Source organism: Mycolicibacterium novocastrense (assembly GCF_001570485.1).
GTDB classification, from domain to species: Bacteria; Actinomycetota; Actinomycetes; order Mycobacteriales; family Mycobacteriaceae; genus Mycobacterium; species Mycobacterium novocastrense.
The window spans coordinates 44507-64862 of the sequence record NZ_BCTA01000016.1 but is presented as its reverse complement, the minus strand read 5'-3'; the positions used below and the strand labels follow the sequence as shown (position 1 = coordinate 64862).

Sequence of the window (20356 nt, the reverse complement as noted above, 5' to 3'; positions counted from 1 at the left end):
ACGTTCATGACCACCCAGGTTCCGCATTTCATCGACGGCAAGCGCACGAACGGACAGTCGAACCGCACCGCCGACGTCTTCAATCCCAGCACGGGGGAGGTGCAGGCGCAGGTCGCGATGGCATCGGCCGCCGACGTCGACGCGGCGGTCGCCGGTGCGGCCGAGGCCCAGAAGGCGTGGGCGGCGTGGAATCCGCAGCGCCGCGCCCGCGTGCTGATGAAGTTCATCGCTCTTGTCAACGAGAACGCCGACGAGTTGGCCACCCTGCTTTCCCTCGAGCACGGCAAGACCCACGCCGACTCTCTTGGCGACATCCAGCGCGGCCTCGAGGTGATCGAGTTCTCGGTCGGTATCCCCCACCTGCTCAAGGGCGAGCACACCGAGGGCGCGGGCACGGGCATCGACGTCTACTCGCTGCGCCAGCCGCTCGGCGTGGTCGCGGGCATCACGCCGTTCAACTTCCCGGCGATGATCCCGCTGTGGAAGGCCGGCCCCGCGCTGGCGTGCGGCAACGCATTCATCCTCAAGCCCTCCGAACGCGATCCCTCGGTGCCGGTCCGGCTGGCGGAGTTGTTCCTCGAGGCCGGTCTGCCCCCCGGCGTCTTCCAGGTCGTGCAGGGCGACAAGGAAGCCGTCGACGCGATCCTCGAACACCCGGCGATCCAGGCGGTCGGCTTCGTCGGCAGCTCGGACATCGCGCAGTACATCTATTCGGGCGCGACCGCAAACGGCAAGCGCGCGCAGTGCTTCGGCGGCGCGAAGAACCACATGATCGTGATGCCCGATGCCGACCTCGACCAGGCCGTCGACGCGCTGATCGGCGCCGGCTACGGCAGTGCGGGCGAGCGCTGCATGGCGATCAGCGTCGCGGTACCTGTCGGGGATGAGACCGCAGATCGCTTGCGTGCCAGGCTCGTCGAGCGAATCAACAATCTGCGGGTGGGCCACAGCCTGGACCCGAAGGCCGATTACGGGCCGCTGGTGACCGAGGCGGCGCTTCAGCGGGTACGCGGCTACATCGACGCCGGCGTCGAGGCGGGCGCCGAGATCGTCGTCGACGGCCGCGAACGCGCCAGCGACGAAATGCAATTCGGTGACGACAGCCTGGAGAACGGCTGGTTCATCGGCCCCACCCTGTTCGACCACGTCACCACCGACATGTCGATCTACACCGATGAGATCTTCGGGCCGGTGCTGTGCATCGTGCGCGCGAAGGACTACGAAGAGGCGCTGGCGCTGCCCTCCGAGCACGAATACGGCAACGGCGTCGCGATCTTCACCCGCGACGGCGACGCGGCCCGCGACTTCGTGTCACGCGTGCAGGTCGGCATGGTCGGCGTCAACGTGCCGATCCCGGTTCCGGTGGCCTACCACACCTTCGGCGGCTGGAAGCGGTCCGGTTTCGGGGACCTCAACCAGCACGGTCCGCATTCGATCCTGTTCTACACCAAGACCAAGACCGTCACGCAGCGGTGGCCGTCGGGCATCAAGGACGGCGCGGAGTTCGTCCTGCCGACCATGAAGTAGCGCACGAGAACACCGGCAGCATGGACTACTTCGGGCTCGACGACGACGAGCGCGTGATCGCCGAGACGGCGGCCGCGTTCGCCGAGAAGCGGCTCGCGCCGTTCGCGCTGGAGTGGGACAAGACGCACCACTTTCCCACCGACGTGCTACGTGCGGCCGCCGAGCTCGGAATGGCCGCGGTCTATTGCAACGAGGACGTCGGTGGCAGTGGGCTGCGCAGGCTCGACGGCGTGCGGATCTTCGAGCAACTCGCGACGGCCGATCCCACGGTGGCGGCGTTCCTGTCCATCCACAACATGTGCACGTGGATGGTCGACACCTACGGCACCCCTGAACAACGCAAGAGCTGGGTGCCGCGGCTGGCGTCGATGGAGCTGATCGCCAGCTACTGCCTGACCGAACCCGGCGCGGGGTCCGACGCGAGCGCGTTGCGCACCAGGGCCGTTCGGGACGGCGACCACTACGTCCTCGACGGGGTCAAACAGTTCATCTCCGGCGCCGGGTCGTCCGACGTGTACGTGGTGATGGCGCGCACCGGTGGCGAAGGCCCGCGCGGCATCTCGACGTTCCTCGTTGAAAAGGACACGCCCGGCCTCACTTTCGGCGCCGACGAGGAGAAGATGGGCTGGCACGCCCAGCCCACCGCCCAGGTGATCTTCGAAGGGGTCCGTGTGCCCGCCGATGCGATGTTGGGCGGCGCCGACGGCGAGGGCGCCGGCTTCGGGATCGCGATGAACGGGCTCAACGGCGGGCGGATCAACATCGCCGCGTGCTCGCTCGGCGGTGCACAGGCCGCATACGACAAGGCCATCGCCTATGTGCGAGACCGCGAAGCGTTCGGCGGCCCACTCCTCGACGAGCCCACCATCCGGTTCACCCTGGCCGAGATGGCTACTGCGCTGGAGACATCGCGAAACCTGTTGTGGCGAGCCGCGACTGCGCTGGACGACAACCACCCGGACAAGGTGGAGCTGTGCGCGATGGCCAAGCTCTACGTCACCGATGCCTGCTATGCGGTCGCCGACCAGGCACTGCAGTTGCACGGGGGCTACGGCTACCTCAACGAGTACGGGTTGGAGAAGATCGTCCGGGACCTACGGGTACACCGGATCCTGGAGGGCACCAACGAAATCATGCGCGTGGTCATCGGGCGGTCGCAGGCCGCCAAGGTGCGGGCGTCCGCTTAGGAGAGGTCATCAATGACGACGATCGCGTTCTTGGGCCTGGGCAACATGGGTGGTCCGATGGCGGCGAACCTGGTCGCCGCCGGCCAGACCGTTCACGGCTTCGACCCCCAGCCCGCGCTGAAATCGGCCGCCGCCGAGCGGGGTGTGTCGGTATTCGACAGCGGCGCCGAGGCGGTCGGCGACGCCGAGGTCGTGATCACCTCGCTGCCCAACGGCGACATCGTCAAAGCCTGCTACGCCGAAGTGCTTCCCGCGGCCAAGGGCAACGCGCTGTTCATCGACACCTCGACCATCTCCGTCGACGACGCGCGCACCATCCACCAACAGGCCCTCGAGCGCGGATTCGCGCAACTCGACGCCCCGGTGTCGGGCGGGGTGAAGGGCGCCACCGCGGGCACGCTGGCGTTCATGGTCGGCGGTGAGGACGCCGCGGTGGAACGCGCCCGGCCTGTGCTCGAACCGCTGGCAGGCAAGATCATTCACTGCGGCGCCTCCGGTACCGGCCAGGCCGCAAAGCTGTGCAACAACATGGTGCTCGCGGTGCAGCAGATCGCGATCGGCGAGGCATTCGTCCTCGCCGAGAAGCTGGGCCTGTCGGCACAGTCGCTATTCGACGTGATCACCGGGGCCACCGGCAACTGCTGGGCTGTGCACACCAATTGCCCTGTCCCGGGCCCGGTTCCGACGTCACCGGCCAACAACGACTTCAAACCCGGTTTCGCGACAGCGTTGATGAACAAGGACCTCGGCCTGGCCATGACCGCGGTCGAGTCGACGGGTTCGAACGCGCCACTGGGCAGCCACGCCGCCGAGATCTACCGGACGTTCGCCGCCGACCATGCCGACAAGGACTTCAGCGCGGTGATCGAACTGCTGCGGGGCAACTGACCCGACGTCACCCAGCGTCGGCGTCGAGCCAGGCGCGCTCGCCGTACTTGTCGAGGTGAGCCACCTGTCCGACCGGCTTACGCGTCGTCGGCCCGTAGCGCCCACGCGGCCAGCCCAGGGGCACGACGCAGACCGGTGTCACGGTCAACGGCAGGCCCAGGGTCCGCCGGGCCGATGTCACGCTCCACAGCGGCAGGGTGATCAGCGACGCACCCAGCCCCATCGCCCGGGCAGCGAGCAGCAGGTTCTGCACGCTGGGATAGATCGACCCGAAGAACGACGACTCGCCCACGAAGGGCGAGGGCAGGTACGGCAACCGCGCACCGCCGCGCAGGCAGGGCACGACGAGCACCGGAATCTCACTGAAATGGTCGACCTGCCACTGCACGGCGCGCAGAATCTTCTGCATCGATTCGTCGCCGGCGGTGAGACGCCGGCCGATCCCGCCGTACAGCGACCAGGCTTGGCGATAACGCTTGCCGAGCTGATCCTTGACGGCCTGGTCCTTCACCACGATGAACTCCCAGTTCTGCCCGTTCGACCCGGTGGGGGCCCGCAGCGCCAGCTCGATGCATTTCAGGACGACGGCATCGTCGACCGGGTCGGGAAGGACGCGGCGCACGGTACGCTGGGTCATCATCGCGTCGATCAGCGGCATGTCGAGCCGGGCGAACGCGTCTTCGGTGCTGGGAATCTCGGCCATGGGTCGAAACTACCGCCGGCCGGCGCGGGCCGGGCCAGCCGCTACTACGCGGCCGTCGGCTTACGGCTACGCGACCAGCCGGCGTGCAGGCGCTGGCAATCGGCGAGGCGCAGCGGGTCAGCGCCGCCGTAGTCGGGGCGCACGGCCACCGCGGCCGGGATGTCGGGGGTGCCCTCCCCCGTGATCACCAGCGTCGGCATCCCGGCGGAGTTGGCCGCGCGCAGCCCCGAGGCCGATCCGGTGACGGCGAACGCGTCGTCGGCCGACAGGCCGAGTTCCCACAGCGCGTGCCGGTGTGCCTCCGGATCGGGCATCGGCTTGACGATGTCCTCGGCGGCGACCACGACCTCGACGAGGCCCTCGCCGACGAGTTGGCGCACCAGCGGCTCGGCCCAGCCGCGTTGACCGTTCACCACGACGGCCACCTGCACGCCGGCACCGACGGCATCCATCACGAAGTCCACCAGCCCGGCGCGCGGAGACAGGTCGCGCTCGAGGATCAACTCGTCGAACAGCATGGTCTTGGTGGTGTAGATCTCGTCTGCCAGCAGTTTGGTGAGCACGTCGGCCTCGGTGGCCACGCACCGCTTGCGAAGCTCGGCGGCGACCCTCTGGCGCTCGTCGGTGAGCGCGAGCAACTGCCGATACCGCGGTACCGACCACTGGAAATCCAGGCCGTGCGTGGTGAAGGCCGCGTTGTAGGCGACCCGGTGACCATCACATTCGATGTCGGTCAGTGCGTCGAGGTCGAACACCAGACCTCGTACTGCACAGCCGGAACCCGGCCCGGGACCCGCAGGGGCACCCTCCCACCAGAACCGGCCCGCGCGCCACGTCGTCTCCTGCGTTTTCGGCATATGTAGAGGGTGGCCCTCATCACAGCCTCGGGCCTCCCCCAATCGGGGGATCGTCGGTGCCGACTCGGCCCGCCGGGCCGCGCCGACATGCGTTACCTGGGAAATGGCACCTCTAAGGTGGGTGCATGCCGAGCAGCCCACCGGTGCGTCTTGTGCTGGTCGACGACCACGAGATGGTCATCGAGGGCCTCAAGGCCATGCTGGCGGCGTTCGCCGACCGGGTCCAGGTCGTCGGGCAGGCCGTCGGCGCCGAGCGCGCGGTCGCGGTCATCGACGATCTCGATCCCGACATCGTGCTGTGTGATGTGCGGATGCAGGGCGCGAGCGGCCTGGACCTGTGCGCCGAACTGCGCCAGCGCAACGCCTCCCGCAAGATCGTGATGCTGTCGGTCTACGACGACGAGCAGTACCTGTTCCAGGCCCTACGCGTCGGGGCTTCCGGATATCTGCTCAAGAGCATCAGCAGCGACGAACTGGTGCGCCAGCTGGAGTTCGTCCATCGTGGCGAGACCGCGATCGACCCCGGCATGGCGGCCAGGGCCGTCGACACCGCGGCGCGGCTTCAGCGCGACGAGTTCTGGCCGGGTGCGCGCCAGGGGTTGACCCAGCGCGAGAGTGAGATCCTCTCGCTCGTCGTCAACGGGCTGTCGAATCGGGCGATCGCGGCCAAGCTGGTGATCGGCGACGAGACGGTCAAAACCCACCTCAGCTCGATCTACCGCAAGCTCGGTGTCAGCGACCGCACCGGCGCCGTCGCGACGGCCCTGCGTGAGGGAATCTTCAAGTGACCACGGAATCGGGTCCGTCGGACGCGGTACGGGAGCTGAGCCAGTACGCGCTGGCCGCCGACCGCGAACTGGCACTGCTGCGCGAACTGATCCAGGCCGCGTCCAAGGGCCCGGGTGTCGAACCCCTGGCCGCCGCGGCCGCGCGGATGATCACCGCGGCCACCGCCAGCGACGTGTGCTTTGTCCACGTCCTCGACGACAGCGACCGGTCGCTGACGCTGGCGGGCGCCACACCACCCTTCGACGCCGCGATCGGTAAGATCAGACTTCCTCTGGGACAAGGCATCTCGGGCTGGGTCGCCAGCCACCGCGAGCCGGTGGTGATCACCCAGGACAAGGAATCCGATCCGCGCTACATGCCGTTCCAGTCGCTGCGGGGCAGCGATTTCACATCGATGGTGTCGGTGCCGATGGAGACCGATCCCGGAGGCCTGGTCGGCGTGCTCAACGTGCACACCGTCGAGCGCCGCGAGTTCACCGAGCGCGACGTCGAGCTGCTGGTGGTGATCGGGCGGCTGATCGCAGGGGCCATGCACCAGGCCCGGCTGCACCGGCAGCTGGTGGCGCGCGAGCGGGCGCACGAGAACTTCGTCGAGCAGGTGATCGAGGCCCAGGAACTCGAACGGCGAAGGCTGGCAGGCGATATCCACGACGGTATCTCGCAGCGGCTGGTGACGTTGTCCTACCGACTGGACGCCGCGACCCGATCCGACGACCCCGCGATCGTCGCCGAACAGCTCGGCAAGGCACGCGAGTTGGTCGACCTGACACTGCAGGAGGCCCGCGCGGCGATCAGCGGGCTGCGCCCGCCGGTCCTCGACGACCTCGGGCTGGCCGGCGGATTGGCCAGCCTCGCCAGGTCGATACCGCAGATCGGCATCGAGGTGGATCTGGTCGAGCGCCGCCTGCCCGACCACATCGAGCTCGCGCTGTACCGCATCGCCCAGGAGTGCCTGCAGAACGTCGTCAAACACGCCAAGGCCACCTCGGCCCGGCTGATGTTCGCCGTCGACCCCGGCGACAGCGGCGACGTTGCGCGACTCGAAATCATCGACGACGGAGTCGGTTTCGACACCTTCGAGCATCCGTTGGGCGGTGACGACATGGGCGGCTACGGCCTGCTGTCGATGGCCGAGCGCGCCGAGATCGTCGGCGGCCGACTCAACATCCGGTCGCGCCCGGGAGCGGGGACCGCGGTGACGGCGACCATCCCGTTGCCGTCGGTACCGGACTAGTGCCGATCACTTCAGGGTGCAATCCGTCGCCAGATGTTCCTCGATCGCGGCGATCACGTCTTCGGACACTTCGCGAAGCGCCGCCAGGCGTTTCGGGCCGAGCACGTCGATGAACAACTCCCGCACCCGCGCGGCATTGGCGGGTGCCGACGCCTTGATCGCGTCACGCCCGGTCTCGGTCAGCACGATGTCCGGATAGCGGGCCCCTGAGTCTTCGCGGCGGATCATTCCGCGCTTCTCCATCCGCCGCAGGTGGTGCGACAACCGGGTCTTCTCCCAGTGGGTGGCCCTGCCCAGTTCATAGGCGCGCATCCGGCCCTTCGGTGCCTCCGACAGGTTGACCAGGATCTCGAAATCGGAGTCCGACAGCCCGAATTCCCGCTGCAGGTGGGCTACCAGGTGACGTTCCAGCCCGTGCCGCATCGCCACGAACGCGCGCCACGCGTCCAGTTCTTCCCGCGACAGCCGCCCTTTTCCAGCCATGTCACCGATCCTAGCGCATTGGGTTGACATATCAACCCGACGCGCTACCGTGGGTTGGGTTGACGTATCAACCCAAAAGGAGATGACCATGTCGCAGCAAGTGATCGCCGTTGTGGGGGCCACCGGTAAGCAGGGCGGCGGGCTCGCACGAGCCATCCTCACCGATCCGGACCGGCAGTTCCGGGTGCGCGCGATAACGCGCAACCCGCAGTCGGCGCAGGCCAGGCGCCTGGCCGACGCCGGCGCGGAAGTGGTCGAGGCCGACCTCTACGACTCCGCCAGCCTGGAGCGCGCGTTCGACGGCGCCTCAGCGGCGTTCGTCGTCACGAATTACTGGGCGGACCGAACGGCGCAGGAGGAGGCCGCACGCAGCCGGGCCGAATCCGAACTACACCAGGCCCAAACGGCAGCGCGCGCGGCCAAGTCGGCGGGTGTGGCACACGTCGTCTGGTCGACGCTCGAGGACACCCGGGACCACTTCGGTGACGACGACCGGGTGCCGACCGTCGAGGGACGGTACAAGGTGCCGCACTTCGACGCCAAGGCAGAAGCGGACGGCTTCTTCACCGATTCCGCTGTGCCGACGACGTTTCTGCGCACCGCCGGATTCTACGAGGGGTTTCTCGCCGACCTGCAACCGGTGCGCGTCGACAGCGGCGAACTCGTGCTGACCCTGCCGATGGCGGACCGGCCGATGGCAGCGATCGCCGTGGAGGACATCGGCCGCACCGCGCTGGGCATCTTCAAGCGTGGTACCGAATTCATCGGCAAGACGGTGAGCATCGCCGGCGACCACTTGACCGGCGACCAGTTCGCCGCGGAACTCTCGACCCTGCACGGAGAACCGGTGCTCTATCGGCCGCAGGCCTGGGACGAGTTGCGCGCGCTGGGCTTCCCCGGCGCCGTCGAGATAGCCAACATGTTCCAGTACTACGCCGAAGACTGCGAACGGTTCATCGCGGTGCGCGATCTGGAGTTCGTGCGGACGCTCAATCCCGATCTGCAGTCATTCCGCGAATGGGTGGCGCGGCAGAAAGCGGCATGATCCACGCCCCGACCGGACCTAGAAGTCTCCGGAGTTGCGCCGCAGCGTCTGGATCGAGTCCGCCAGCGCCCGTGACTCGGCGGCCGACATCCCGATGTCGGCGAAGACCTCGTTGTTCAGCGTGACCGTGGCGTCCTCGACGGTCGAGCGGCCGAGGTCGGTGATCCGCACCAGCGTGGTACGCCCGTCGGTCGGATGGGGAATCCGCTCGACCAGACCATCGCCCTCCAGCCGCCGGATCGCGTGCGTGACGCTGGTGACGTGCACCTGCAGCCGGTCGGAGGCCTTGGTGATCGGCAGCGCCCCGTCGCGGCTGAACGCCAGCAGCCTGAGCAACTCGAACCGCGAGAAGCTCAGGTCGTAGGGCCGAAGGGCGCTTTCGACGCGGGCCAGCAGGATCTGGTGGGCCCGCATCACCGACGTCACCGCGACCATGCCGTCGGCTACCTCGCCCCACCCGCAGCGCTCCCAGTTGGCCCGCGCGAGCGCGATCGGGTCGCGGTCGTCCTGCCGCGGCGGTTGGGAGGCCACGCCTCTTCATACCGCATCGGCCGACGCGGTCAGCAGATTTCAGCTCATGGCCTGGGCCACCGCCGCCACCACGGCGCTGGTGGATCTGCGGTCTCCCACGGTGATGCGCACGCCGCCGTCGGCGTAGTGGCGGACACGGACCCCGCTCGCCGAGAAGAACTGCCCCCAGCCCGTCCCGCAGTCGGGCACGTAGACGAAGTTGGCGTGGCTCTCGGTGCTGTAGACACCCATCGACCGCAACCGCATGCCCAGGTACAGACGCTCGCTGGTGATCATCCGGATGCGTTGATGCAGTTCGGCTTCCGCATCGAACGATGCCGCCACCGCGACGAGCGCGGTGATCGCGACGCCGAACGGCAGTTGCATGCTCCACAGTCGGCGAGCCAGCCGGGGCGCGCAGAAGCCGTATCCGATGCGGAGCCCGGCCAACCCGTAGGCCTTCGAAAACGTCCGCAACACCACCACATTGGGATATCGCGCCACCAATCCGATGGCATCGATCCGGCACTCCGGCGCCAGAAACTCCGCGTAGGCCTCGTCGAGCAGGACCACGGTCTCCGGCGACAGGTGGCGAATGAACCGCTCGAGGTCGGCCGCATGCTCGATGGTGCCGGTCGGGTTGTGCGGACGGCACACCACCACGACCCTCGCATCCGCCGCGGCCGACGCCATCGCATCGAGATCATGGTGACCGTGCGCGTCCAATGGAACCGGAACGGATTCCAGCCGCGCCATCTGCGCGAAGATCGGATATCCATCGAACGTGGGCGAGGCCATGACGATTCGGTCGCCGGGATCTGTCATCGCATGCAGCACCTGCATGATCACACCGGTTGCACCGGCCCCCACCACGACCTGCTCGTCACCCAGACCCGTGTGTGCGGCGATCAGCGAGCGCAGCCGCTCGGGAAGATACTCCGGATACCGGTTGGCCACCTCGATCGAGGCGCTCAGCGCCGAACGCACGGACGGCAGCGGCGGAAAGGGATTCTCGTTGAGCGACAGCGCCATCGGGTTCAGCGCGGTGGGTAACGCACCGACCGCCTCGGTTCCGCTGCGCCTCGGTTCGGTCATCAGCCGCGACCGCCCCACCGCACCGCGGCCGCCCCGGCGAAATCACCGGCATGGGCGAACGCCGCCATCAACACAACGCCACCCGGTTCGAGCCTGCCCCGCTCGATCGCACGATCCAGGTTGACCGGAATACCCGCGGCGAACAGGTTGCCACACGCGTCGAAGGTGTCGACGTGACGCTCGGGCGGGAGTTCGAGCGCTTCGCGCCAGTTGCGCAGGAAGACCCGGTTCGGCTGGTTGGTGACCAGCAGGTCCAGATCGGGGGGTTTGATCCCGATGCGGTCGCACACCGCGTAGGACACCTCGGGAACCTGCCGATTGCCCCGCGCCAGCACCTTGGTGATCTTGCTCTCGGTGAAGCCGATGTAGCCCTCCCCCGGACCTGGCTGCCACCACTTGCGCGGCGGGTCCGAAGCGATCGTCATATCACCGGCGAATTCACCATAGGTACGACACTCCACGTCGAGGATGGGTGATTGCTCGGACACCGCCACCAATCCGACGGCGGCTCCGTCGCCCGGCACCGAAGCCTGCGCCTTGCGCCGCACCCCCGGTTGGTCGAAGACCTGTCCGGCGGCGTTCTGCGCGACGGCGACCAGCGCCGTGCGGCCCGCGCCCGACGACAGCAGTTGCCGCGCCACCTGCAGACCCAATACGAACGCCGCACAGCCGCCGTTGTGCAGATCGAGCACCCAGGTCGGTTTCATGCCGAGTCGGTGCGCCATGGCGCCGCCGCCACCGTAGAACGGCACGTCGGGCATCTGGGTGTGGGTGATCAGTACATCGGCACCGGCGACGGCGTCCTGGCCGTGACGCTCGATCAGGCCGGCGGCCGCGCGCTCGACCATGTCGACGGCCGTCTCGTCGGGCGCGACGTGGTGACGGAATCTGGGCGCGCGAAACATCATGTTGTCCCGCAGATCGTCGGATTCGGCGAACTGCGCATAGTATTCGGCGCCGATCGGCTCACCCGGCAGGTATGTCGAGACGTCGAGAAGGCTGACGGTCATACCGAACTCACCTCATCCAATCGGGCGTCACGGCAAGGCCGTTGCGGTGCCGGTACTCGGCGATCGCCTTGAGATTGCGCAACTCGAGCAGATGGCCGGGACCGAACATGTCCCAGAAATCGCCGACCCATACCGGTCGCTCGGGCGGGGCCGACTCCGGATACGGATTGCGGTCGTAGAACGGGTGATGACAGTTGGTCCACAGCACCACCGAACCGGGCTTGTCGAACACGACCTGCGCATCGACGACCCGCATCAGGTAGATCATCCACAAGTGCCTGCCCTGATCCCACGCACAGTGGTAATCCACTGTCATGGCCGCCTTGTTGGCGACCGTGCGCGTGAAGATCTGCGTCTGCGAACCCAGCCGGTCATAGGCCACCCACAGTCCTGGTTCCTCGGTGGGGGTGAAACCGCGCAAGCTGTACGTCCACTCCTCCAGGCAGCGCGTGTCCGACAGGTATTCGAACAATTCGTCTGGCGGACAGTCGATGTAGTCGTTGACGGTGCAGTACTCGCCGTAGACGTAGTCGTGCGGATAGACCGACCGCATCATCTCCATGATGACCGGTGTGGCCTTCTCACGAGGTGATGTCTCGATGCGAATGAGGCCGTCCAGCGGCTCGACAGTGCCGCGGTGGGCGGTGATGTCGTCAAGGGCGGGTAGCGACATGGGTCCGGATCTCCTCTACGGCAGGCGGTTTGATGGTGGTGCGGTCGAGGAACGCCGCGAACGGGGGGATCTCGTCGGCGGAACATTCGACACCGATGACGGCGGGGCCGTCGGTCTCGAGCGCGGCGGTGAGCGCGGCGGGCAGCTTCCCGATGTCCTCGATGTCGGTCGTGGGCAGTCCCGGGAACATCGCGGCCAGCCCGGCGCCCAGCCGGCTGGGCCCGAACCGGTTGTAGCTGTAGCGATCGCCGTAGAACATCTGCTCGCGAGTCAGGCACATCGCATGCGCGTGGTTGTCAAACAGGAGGAAAGTCACCGGCAGCCCGTACTCTCGCGCGGTGTGAATCTCCATGCCGTGCATGAGGAAACTGCCATCGCCTGCTATCACCAATGTCCGTCTGCCCCGGCCGAAGGCCATTCCGATTCCGGCACCGAAGCTGTAACCCATGCCTCCCATGCCGAGGGCGACGATGAATCGGCCGTCGCGCCGCACCGGCAGGTGATGAATCGCCGCCGCCCCGATGTTGCCCGCGTCGACCACGATGTCCACTCCGTCGGGCAGCGCCGCGTCGAGCGCGGCCATCGCGTCGCGATACCGGACTCCGGGCCCGTGATGGGGCGGCGGCTGTAACTCGTCACGCGTCACCGCGTCGGGAACCCGCAGGTGGGCAGGCCGGCCCGCACCCGACAGCGCATCGGTGAGCACTCGCAGCGAGGCCCGCAGATCGTCGGTGTGCGCGTGTGTGCACGCGAGATACGGTGGGGCGGAACCGATCGAGAACACGGGGACCGCAGCCAGGGAATCCTGGAGGCCGGCCCGCGCCGTGACCGTCATCCTGGTGCCCACCAGCAGGCACATGCCACTGTCCGCGAGGGCCGAGGCGATGGTCGGATGACCCATGACTCCCGTCACGCCCAGCGCTGACGACGATCCCATCCCCGGTGTGCCTGCCACGTCCTTCGCGTCGGGCACGGTGGCCACCCGGGCGCGCAGCAGCGCCCGCAGTGCCTCGAGTTCGACGCGTGCATCGTCGCGGGCAACCTGTTCTCCCGCGATGATCGTCACGGGACCCGCGACCCGCCGTAGCGCGCGCACGATCGCGTGCGGGGTAGGCGGTTGCACAACGGTGCGCTCGCCGACCACCACACCGCCGTTGGCGGGCAGCTCAGCTTGTTGGATGTCCTTGGGCAGCAACAGCACCGACGGCCCCCGCCGGGCCCGCGCGGCCTCGATCGCGGCGGGAAGTGCGGTCACGATGTCCGCGGGCGTCAGTACCCGCCGGCAGTGCACCGACACCGCCGAGAACAGTGCGTGCGCGTCCAGTGCCCCGTTGCGGCCGCTGGTGTCCTGGAACGCACCCCGCCCGTCGAGCGCGCTCGGCGACTGCCCGATCAGCGCCAGCACCGGCACCCGGCTGGCGAGGGCCTCCCCCAGCGCGGGAACGGTGTTCAGCGCGCCGCCGCCCGATGTCGCCGCCACCACGCCGATGCCGCAGCCGCTGCGGCTGTATCCGTCGGCCATGGTGGCCGCGGAGAACTCGTGTTTGGCGAGCACGGCGTCGATGTCGGAGCGGAAGTACGCCGCGTCGTAGAGGTCTTCGATGTTGGCGCCGTCGACACCGAAGACGAAGCGCACGCCGATCGCAGCGAGGTACTCGACGATGTGGTCGACGACCCGATGGCCCATTGCTCACCTGCTTTCGGAATTCACGAGTGACACGGTGCGCGGGCGTGTGAGGTTCATCGACTCAGCACATTCACAGCGAACGCTCGAGGAGCACTTCGCCGGAGTCGGGTGAAACCAGTTGCACGGCAGCGATTTCGTTCATCTGCATCGGCGTGGTGGCGCTCGGCAGTGCGGTGGCGCCCGACACCCCCAGCCACGTCGCCACCTGGTTGCGGCTGCCGTCATGACCCACGACGACCATCCCCAGGTTCTGCGGCGGCGCATCGCGTCGGCCCCAGTCGCCGTAGGTGCACGCCATGTCGATTCGGGTGCCCCAGCCGTATCCCGTCATCGAGATGGTCGCGTTGATCGGCGTCTCGGAAACCTTCGTCATCTCCAGTTGCTGTCCCGTCGCCTGAGGCGGTGCGCCGGTCTGCAACCCGAACGTCTCCGGTCGGACCGCGACCACGATGCCGATCGCCAACAGCGCGGCGGCCAGACCGATCGCGGCCGAGGCCATCCACCGCGACCGCCTGCGTCGTGCACGCACCGTGTCCAACAGCCCGCCCAGCAGCTCCGGCGGAGGGTCGGCCTGCGCCGGCGCGAGGCCCTCGAACTCGGCGGCTTCCACCCCGCTCAGCAGCACGGGAATGTCGCGCAGTTCGGCGACAGCGGCCGTGCAGCGCCCACACGTTGCAAGATGTGCCTCGTACTCGCGACGCTCCTGTTCCGGTAGCGAACCAAGGACGTAGGCGGCGTCCCACGTCGCGTACCGGTGGTCGTCCACGTGGCCGAGGACTGGTTCGAATGCCGTCACCGCGTCACCCCCATCTCCTCCAACCTGAGCTTGAGCGCACGTACCCCGTAGTGCAGCCGTGACTTCACGGTGCCTTCGGCGATGTGGAGATCGGCGGCGATCTGCGCCGTGGTCCAGCCCTGGTAGTACGCGCGACGGATGACCGCGCGGTGCTCCTCGGAGAGCTCACCGATGGCTTCGCTGAGCATCATTCGGTTCAACGCAGCCTCCACCTCGTCGGGCCCGGCCCGGTCCGCGGTCGTCTCCATGTCGGCGGTGCCGGATTCGCTGCGAAAGCGTGCACTGCGCGTCTCGTCGATGATGAGGTTGCGGGCGACGGTGAACAGCCATGCCCGCGCTGACCTCGAGGCGTCGGCCGTCACCTCGGGGTGTCGCCACGCCCGCAATAGCGTCTCTTGCACCACATCCTCCGCCCGGGCCGTATCGCCGGTCAGCCGGACCGCATAGCGCCAGATTGCTGCGGCATGCTCCGCATAGAGCACCCGCATGACGGTCGCTTCCGGATCGTCCAATATCAACCTCCGCTGTAGACACGAGGTTGGCGGTCATCCGGTTCAGTATCGGCGCTGCGCCCTCACAGCGGGACGGAGTTGCGCCGGGCGCCGGCTTGGCTGTCGGCGAACCGCTCATGCAGGGTGCGCAGCACCGCCGCGCACGCCGCACGCTCGGCCGGGTCGATGTGGTCCAGCACCCGGGCGAGTTCGCGGCGACGGCGAGCGGTGACCTGTCGTACCAGTCGGCGCCCCTGGGCGGTCAGTTCCAGGGTGACGACGCTGCGGTTGGACGGGTCCGAACCGCGCACCAGGTGACCCGACGCATGTAGCCGGTCGGCCAACCGCGTCACCGTGGACCCGACCACGCCGAGCGCCTTGGCGCATTCCGTCGACGTCGACCGGCCCTGCTGCTGCAACACGGCCAGCAACCGGAACTGCGGCAGCGAGACGTCGACCTCGTCGACACTGCGCAGCGCCAGACCCACCAGGTCCCGGGCCGCGGCCTCGAACGCCGTCAGCTCTTCTTTCGGCGTCTTGGTCACATCGGTATTCCGCGCGCGTGCATGCCGAAAGTATCGCACGCAGCCGGTCCCACTCAGCGCAGCCGAGCACCAGGTATTGCGTTTTGCAAGCCTTGCATAATGCAAGTGTTTGGGGCACACTGGAATTTTGACTGGTTCAAGTATTCGGAGGGCGGCATGTCCGTGACTCGCTGGCACGAGGAGCTGCGGGCCGCGGGGCTGCGTGTCACCAAGCCCCGTCTCGCGGTGCTCGCCGAGGTACAGAAGCGTCCGCACGCCGACGTCGAAGAGATCGCCGCCGGAGCACGCCGGCGCATCGGATCCCTGTCGACACAAGCGGTTTACGACGTGCTCTACGCCCTCACCGGCGCGGGCCTGTTACGCCGCGTCGAGCCGGCCGGCTCACGCGCCCGCTTCGAACTGCAGACCGGCGACAACCATCACCACGTGGTCTGTCGATCCTGCGGCGCCATCGACGACATCGACTGCGCCACCGGGCGAGCCCCGTGCCTACATGCCGACGGCGCCACCGGCTACGTGATCGACGAGGCCGAAGTGACTTTCTGGGGCCTGTGCCCCGACTGCAGAGGCAGCACACAACCCACCTGAATGGAGATTCCCATGACCGCTTCGAAATTCGGCTCCACGACCGGCACCGGCGCACCGGCCCCCAGTGACCGCAACACGCTCAGCGTCGGCTCCAACGGACCACTCGTCCTGCACGACGTGCATTTCCTGGAGCAGATGGCCCATTTCAACCGTGAACGGGTGCCCGAACGCAGCCCGCACGCCAAGGGGTCGGGCGCCTTCGGCGTTTTCACGGCCACCGAGGACGTCTCGCAGTTCACGAAGGCCGCGCTGTTCCAGAAGGGCGCGAAAACCGATCTGCTGATCCGGTTTTCGACCGTGGCCGGCGAGCAGGGCAGCCCGGACACGTGGCGCGACGTGCGCGGCTACTCGCTGAAGTTCTACACGACCGAAGGCAACTACGACCTGGTCGGCAACAACACACCGATCTTCTTCGTGCGCGACCCGATGAAGTTCCCCCACTTCATCCGTAGCCAGAAGCGGCTGCCGGACTCCGGTCTGCGGTCGTCGCAGATGCAGTGGGATTTCTGGAGTTTGAACCCCGAGTCCGCCCACCAGGTGACCTACCTGATGGGTGAGCGCGGCCTGCCGCGGACCTGGCGCCACATGAACGGCTACGGCTCGCACACCTACATGTGGGTCAACGCCGCCGGCGAGAAGTTCTGGGTGAAGTACCACTTCCACACTGACCAGGGTCTGGAGTTCCTCACCAACGCCGAGGCCGCCGCCCTGGCCGGTGAGGACAGCGACTTTCACCGCCGGGACCTCTTCGATGCGATCAACCGCGGCGAGCACCCGAGCTGGCGGCTCTCGGTGCAGGTGATGCCCTACGCCGAGGCGGCCGACTACCGGTTCAACCCGTTCGACCTGACCAAGGTGTGGCCGCACGCGGACTACCCGCTCATCCCGGTCGGCACCTATACGCTCAACCGCAACCCGGAGAACTTCTTCGCCCAGATCGAACAGGCGGCGTTCTCCCCGGGCAACACCGTGCCGGGTATCGGGCTGTCGCCGGACAAGATGCTGCTCGGTCGCGCGTTCGCCTACAGCGACGCACAGCGCAACCGCATCGGCACCAACTTCCACCAGCTGCCGGTGAACCAACCGCGCGCCGGCGTTCCGATGAACTCCTACATGTTCGACGGCCAGATGGCCTACCACCATTCGGGCGCCGCACCGGTGTACGCGCCCAACAGCGGCGGCCGGCCGTGGTCGGACACCACCGGTCCGGCCGAGGACGGCTGGGAGGCAGACGCCGAACTGGTCCGCTCGGCGTACTCATTGCACGCCGAGGACGACGACTTCGGCCAGGCCGGCACGATGGTGCGCAAGGTGTGGAACGACGCGCAACGCACCGCGGCGGTCGAAACCATCGCGGGCAGCCTCGAAGGAGTCACCGGCGAGGTGCTCGACCGGTCGCTGGACTACTGGCGCAAGGTCGACGACGACCTCGGGGCCCGCATCGAGAAGGCCGTGCGGGCCGAGGCCGTGAGCCAGCCGGTCCAGGGCATGGGTGAGGGCTGATACTCGGCGGGCGGCTTACTGAGTGAGGATGCGTGGCCCGTCCTCGGTGACGGCCACGGTGTGCTCCCAGTGGGCCGCCCGTGAGCCGTCGGCGGTGACGACGGTCCACTCGTCTTCGAGAACCACCGTCTTGGTGGTGCCCAACGTCAGCATCGGCTCGATGGCCAACACCGAGCCGACCGCCAGATGGGGTCCGCGGCCGGGAGCGCCCTCGTTGGGCAGGAACGGGTCCATGTGCATCTGCCGCCCGATGCCGTGACCGCCGTAGCCGTCGACGATGCCGAACTTGCGGCCGTACCGCTTCTCGGCGGCGCGCGTCGCGGTCTCGATGGCGTGAGAGACATCGGTGAGCCGGTTACCGGGCACCATCGCCGAAGCGCCGGCCTCCATGGCCTCCTTGGTGGCCTGCGACAACGCCTCGTCGACGGGGATCAGTGTCCCGACACCGAACGTGATCGCCGAGTCGCCGTGCCAGCCGTCGACGATCGCCCCGCAGTCGATGGACACCAGGTCCCCGGGCGCCAGGATCTCTTCTGCAGACGGAATGCCGTGCACGACACGGTCATTGACCGAAGCGCAGATGCTCGCCGGGTAGCCGTGATAGCCGAGGAAGGACGGCATGCCTCCGCCGTCGCGAATCACCGATTCGGCGACCTCGTCGAGCGCCGCTGTGGACACTCCGGGCGCGGCGGCCTGACGGACCGCGGCGAGGGCAGACGCCACCAGGGCTCCCGCGACGGCCATCGCGTCGAGTTCACCGGGGGTGCGCTGCGGGACGACCTTGCGTCCACGCAGGCCCATCAGGCCCATATCCGCTACTTACCGAGGGCCTGCAGAGCGCGCGCGAAGACCTCGTCGAGGGCGCCGACCGCGTCGACCTGCTGCAGGTTGTTGCTGCTGTAGTACTCGAGCAGCGGGTAGGTCTCGTCGCGATAGACCTGCATCCGGTTGCGGATCACGTCTTCGGTGTCGTCTTCGCGGCCCCGGGACTTGAGCCGCTTGAACAGCTCGTCCTCGGAGACCTTGAACTCCAGCACCGCGTCGAGCTTGGTGTCGTGGCGCTTGAGCATGTCGTCGAGCGCCTTGGCCTGCTCCACGGAGCGGGGGTAGCCGTCGAGAATGAACCCGTCGGCCGCATCCGGCTGTTCGATGCGGTCCTCGACCAGCTTGTTCGTCAGCTCGGAGGGCACCAGGTCGCCGGCGTCGAGATACTTCTTGGCTTCCAGCCCCAACGGCGTGCCGTCGCCGATGTTCTTGCGGAAGAGATCGCCAGTCGAGATCTGCGGAATGCCGAGCTTCTCGGAGAGTTTCTGGGCCTGTGTGCCCTTGCCGGCGCCGGGCGGTCCGAGCAGAACGACTCTCACTTCAGGAACCCTTCGTAATTGCGCTGCATCAGCTGGCTCTCGATCTGTTTGACGGTATCCAAGCCAACCCCGACGAGGATCAGTACGCCCACACCACCGAACGGCAGGTTCTGCACGGGCCCGCTGCTTCCGACGGAGAGGAACAGGTTCGGCAGCACAGCGATCAGACCCAGGTAGATCGACCCTGGAAGGGTGATCCGGCTCAGCACGTAACGCAGGTAGTCCGCGGTCGGCTTACCCGGCCGGATGCCGGGAATGAAGCCGCCGAACTTCTTCATCTCGTCGGCCCGCTCATCGGGATTGAACGTGATGGAGACGTAGAAGTAGGTGAAGAACACGATCAATGCGAAGTAGACCCCGATGTAGGCCAGGCTGCTGGGATCTGTGAGGTAGTTCGCGACGAACGTGTTCCACCAGTTGGTGCTGTTCGGGTTGGAACTGCCGCTCTGGATGAGCTGCGTGATGAGCTGCGGGATGTAGATCAGCGACGAGGCGAAGATCACCGGGATGACGCCGGCCTGGTTCACCTTCAGCGGCAGGTACGTCGACGTGCCGCCGTACATCTTGCGGCCGACCATTCGCTTGGCGTACTGGACCGGGATCCGGCGCTGGCCCTGCTCGACGAACACCACGCCGACGATGATCGCCAGCGCACCGGCGCAGACCAGTGCGAACACCAGGCCGCCGCGGCTCTCGAGGATGGTCTGACCCTCACCGGGAATCGCCGAGGCGATGCTCGCGAAGATGATCAGCGACATGCCGTTGCCGATGCCACGCTCGGTGACCAGCTCACCCATCCACATCACCAGCGCCGCGCCGGCGGTCATCACGAGCACCATCACGACGAGGGTGAAGATGTTCAGCCCCTCGCTCTGGCCCTGGATGATGTCCAGCGAGCAGCCTTGGAGCAGGCCGCCGTTCGCCGCCAACGCCACGATGCTGGTGCTCTGCAGGATGGCCAGCGCGATCGCCAGATAGCGCGTGTACTGCGTCATCTTGGCCTGGCCGGACTGTCCTTCTTTGCGCAGCTGCTCGAACCGCGGGATCACCACGGTCAGCAGCTGCACGATGATGCTCGCGGTGATGTAGGGCATCACACCGACGGCGAACACCGACAACTGCAGCAGGGCGCCGCCGGAGAACAGGTTGATCAGCGAGTAGATCTGTCCGGACTCACCCCCGGTGACCTCTGCGATGCACTCCTGCACGTTCGGGTAGTTCACTCCCGGAGACGGGATGGCGGCGCCGACCCGGTAAAGGATCACGATGCCCAGGGTGAACAGGATCTTTCGCCTCAGGTCGACCGTCCTGAGTGAAGAGATGAAAGCCGAAAGCACTCTTCCTCCTGCGCAGCCGGCCTGTTGATCGCGGCGTGCGGATG

The 20356-nt window shown here is 67.4% G+C and carries 22 protein-coding genes; 8 read left to right on the top strand and 14 right to left on the bottom strand.

The features are described 5' to 3' along the window. The first annotated feature begins 6 nt into the window (after positions 1–6). Genes RMCN_RS04775 through mmsB form a run of 3 tightly spaced genes read left to right on the top strand, consistent with a single transcriptional unit; the run spans position 7 to position 3602 of the window. Complete coding sequence (locus tag RMCN_RS04775; protein WP_067387648.1) at positions 7–1527, top strand: CoA-acylating methylmalonate-semialdehyde dehydrogenase; 1521 nt, start codon at positions 7–9, stop codon at positions 1525–1527. Between the two features lie 20 nt (positions 1528–1547). Further along, positions 1548–2714 (top strand): isobutyryl-CoA dehydrogenase, encoded by a 1167-nt coding sequence (locus tag RMCN_RS04770; RefSeq protein ID WP_067387642.1) that lies wholly within the window; start codon positions 1548–1550, stop codon positions 2712–2714. A 12-nt stretch (positions 2715–2726) separates the two neighbouring features. Beyond that, positions 2727–3602 carry a 3-hydroxyisobutyrate dehydrogenase gene (gene mmsB, locus RMCN_RS04765; RefSeq protein ID WP_067387641.1) on the top strand — a complete coding sequence of 292 codons (876 nt, stop codon included), beginning with the start codon at positions 2727–2729 and terminating at the stop codon, positions 3600–3602. Positions 3603–3609: 7 nt separating this feature from the next. Here mmsB and RMCN_RS04760 read toward each other — a convergent pair whose 3' ends face one another. Next, complete coding sequence (locus RMCN_RS04760; RefSeq protein WP_067387640.1) at positions 3610–4305, bottom strand: nitroreductase family protein; 696 nt, start codon at positions 4303–4305, stop codon at positions 3610–3612. Between the two features lie 44 nt (positions 4306–4349). Continuing rightward, positions 4350–5162: an HAD family hydrolase gene (locus tag RMCN_RS04755; protein ID WP_067387639.1), complete on the bottom strand. Its 813-nt coding sequence runs from the start codon at positions 5160–5162 to the stop codon at positions 4350–4352. A 125-nt stretch (positions 5163–5287) separates the two neighbouring features. Here RMCN_RS04755 and RMCN_RS04750 point away from each other — a divergent pair, with 125 nt between their 5' ends. Both RMCN_RS04750 and RMCN_RS04745 read left to right on the top strand, forming a co-directional pair. Continuing rightward, positions 5288–5950: a response regulator gene (locus RMCN_RS04750; RefSeq protein WP_067387638.1), complete on the top strand. Its 663-nt coding sequence runs from the start codon at positions 5288–5290 to the stop codon at positions 5948–5950. Further along, on the top strand, positions 5947–7185 hold the full coding sequence (locus RMCN_RS04745; protein WP_064415546.1) for a GAF domain-containing sensor histidine kinase: 1239 nt from the start codon (positions 5947–5949) through the stop codon (positions 7183–7185). Before RMCN_RS04750 ends, RMCN_RS04745 begins: the two co-directional genes overlap by 4 nt. 6 nt (positions 7186–7191) lie before the next feature. On the opposite strand, the gene RMCN_RS04740 is transcribed toward RMCN_RS04745, so the two are convergent. Next, positions 7192–7668, bottom strand: coding sequence for a MarR family winged helix-turn-helix transcriptional regulator (locus RMCN_RS04740; RefSeq protein WP_064415545.1), 477 nt, complete (start codon positions 7666–7668; stop codon positions 7192–7194). Between the two features lie 88 nt (positions 7669–7756). Here RMCN_RS04740 and RMCN_RS04735 point away from each other — a divergent pair, with 88 nt between their 5' ends. Beyond that, complete coding sequence (locus tag RMCN_RS04735) at positions 7757–8713, top strand: NmrA/HSCARG family protein (RefSeq protein ID WP_234787571.1); 957 nt, start codon at positions 7757–7759, stop codon at positions 8711–8713. A gap of 18 nt (positions 8714–8731) precedes the next feature. Here the strand turns inward: RMCN_RS04735 and RMCN_RS04730 are convergent, their stop codons facing one another. The 8 genes from RMCN_RS04730 to RMCN_RS04695 all read right to left on the bottom strand — a co-directional run bounded on the left by RMCN_RS04730 (position 8732) and on the right by RMCN_RS04695 (position 15520). After that, on the bottom strand, positions 8732–9244 hold the full coding sequence (locus RMCN_RS04730; RefSeq protein ID WP_064415543.1) for a MarR family winged helix-turn-helix transcriptional regulator: 513 nt from the start codon (positions 9242–9244) through the stop codon (positions 8732–8734). Between the two features lie 39 nt (positions 9245–9283). Further along, positions 9284–10318: a pyridoxal phosphate-dependent aminotransferase gene (locus RMCN_RS04725; RefSeq protein ID WP_067387647.1), complete on the bottom strand. Its 1035-nt coding sequence runs from the start codon at positions 10316–10318 to the stop codon at positions 9284–9286. Then, entirely contained in the window at positions 10318–11328 is a 1011-nt protein-coding gene (locus tag RMCN_RS04720) for a 3-oxoacyl-ACP synthase III family protein (RefSeq protein WP_067387636.1), read from the bottom strand. The genes RMCN_RS04725 and RMCN_RS04720 overlap by 1 nt, the downstream gene beginning before the upstream one ends. 7 nt (positions 11329–11335) lie before the next feature. After that, complete coding sequence (locus RMCN_RS04715) at positions 11336–12001, bottom strand: DUF8713 domain-containing protein (protein WP_064415541.1); 666 nt, start codon at positions 11999–12001, stop codon at positions 11336–11338. Beyond that, positions 11982–13688, bottom strand: a complete 1707-nt coding sequence (locus RMCN_RS04710; protein ID WP_067387635.1) for a thiamine pyrophosphate-binding protein — start codon at positions 13686–13688, stop codon at positions 11982–11984. The genes RMCN_RS04715 and RMCN_RS04710 overlap by 20 nt, the downstream gene beginning before the upstream one ends. Positions 13689–13758: 70 nt before the next feature. Then, a complete protein-coding gene (locus RMCN_RS04705) occupies positions 13759–14484 on the bottom strand; it encodes an anti-sigma factor family protein (protein ID WP_064415539.1) in 726 nt (241 codons plus the stop codon). Next, positions 14481–14996, bottom strand: a complete 516-nt coding sequence (locus RMCN_RS04700; RefSeq protein ID WP_064415538.1) for a sigma-70 family RNA polymerase sigma factor — start codon at positions 14994–14996, stop codon at positions 14481–14483. Before RMCN_RS04700 ends, RMCN_RS04705 begins: the two co-directional genes overlap by 4 nt. A gap of 62 nt (positions 14997–15058) precedes the next feature. Next, positions 15059–15520, bottom strand: a complete 462-nt coding sequence (locus RMCN_RS04695) for a MarR family winged helix-turn-helix transcriptional regulator (protein ID WP_067387634.1) — start codon at positions 15518–15520, stop codon at positions 15059–15061. Between the two features lie 156 nt (positions 15521–15676). On the opposite strand from RMCN_RS04695, the gene RMCN_RS04690 reads away from it, so the two are divergent. Both RMCN_RS04690 and RMCN_RS04685 read left to right on the top strand, forming a co-directional pair. Next, positions 15677–16108, top strand: a complete 432-nt coding sequence (locus RMCN_RS04690; RefSeq protein ID WP_067387633.1) for a Fur family transcriptional regulator — start codon at positions 15677–15679, stop codon at positions 16106–16108. A 12-nt stretch (positions 16109–16120) separates the two neighbouring features. Further along, a complete protein-coding gene (locus RMCN_RS04685; RefSeq protein ID WP_110765753.1) occupies positions 16121–17611 on the top strand; it encodes a catalase in 1491 nt (496 codons plus the stop codon). 15 nt (positions 17612–17626) lie between these two features. On the opposite strand, the gene map is transcribed toward RMCN_RS04685, so the two are convergent. From map to secY, 3 genes are read right to left on the bottom strand one after another with little or no spacing between them, the layout of a single operon-like run. After that, positions 17627–18421, bottom strand: a complete 795-nt coding sequence (gene map, locus RMCN_RS04680) for a type I methionyl aminopeptidase (protein ID WP_067387632.1) — start codon at positions 18419–18421, stop codon at positions 17627–17629. Between the two features lie 5 nt (positions 18422–18426). Then, positions 18427–18975 (bottom strand): adenylate kinase, encoded by a 549-nt coding sequence (locus RMCN_RS04675; RefSeq protein ID WP_064400093.1) that lies wholly within the window; start codon positions 18973–18975, stop codon positions 18427–18429. Then, a complete protein-coding gene (secY, locus tag RMCN_RS04670; protein WP_064400094.1) occupies positions 18972–20312 on the bottom strand; it encodes a preprotein translocase subunit SecY in 1341 nt (446 codons plus the stop codon). Before secY ends, RMCN_RS04675 begins: the two co-directional genes overlap by 4 nt. Positions 20313–20356: the final 44 nt, after the last annotated feature.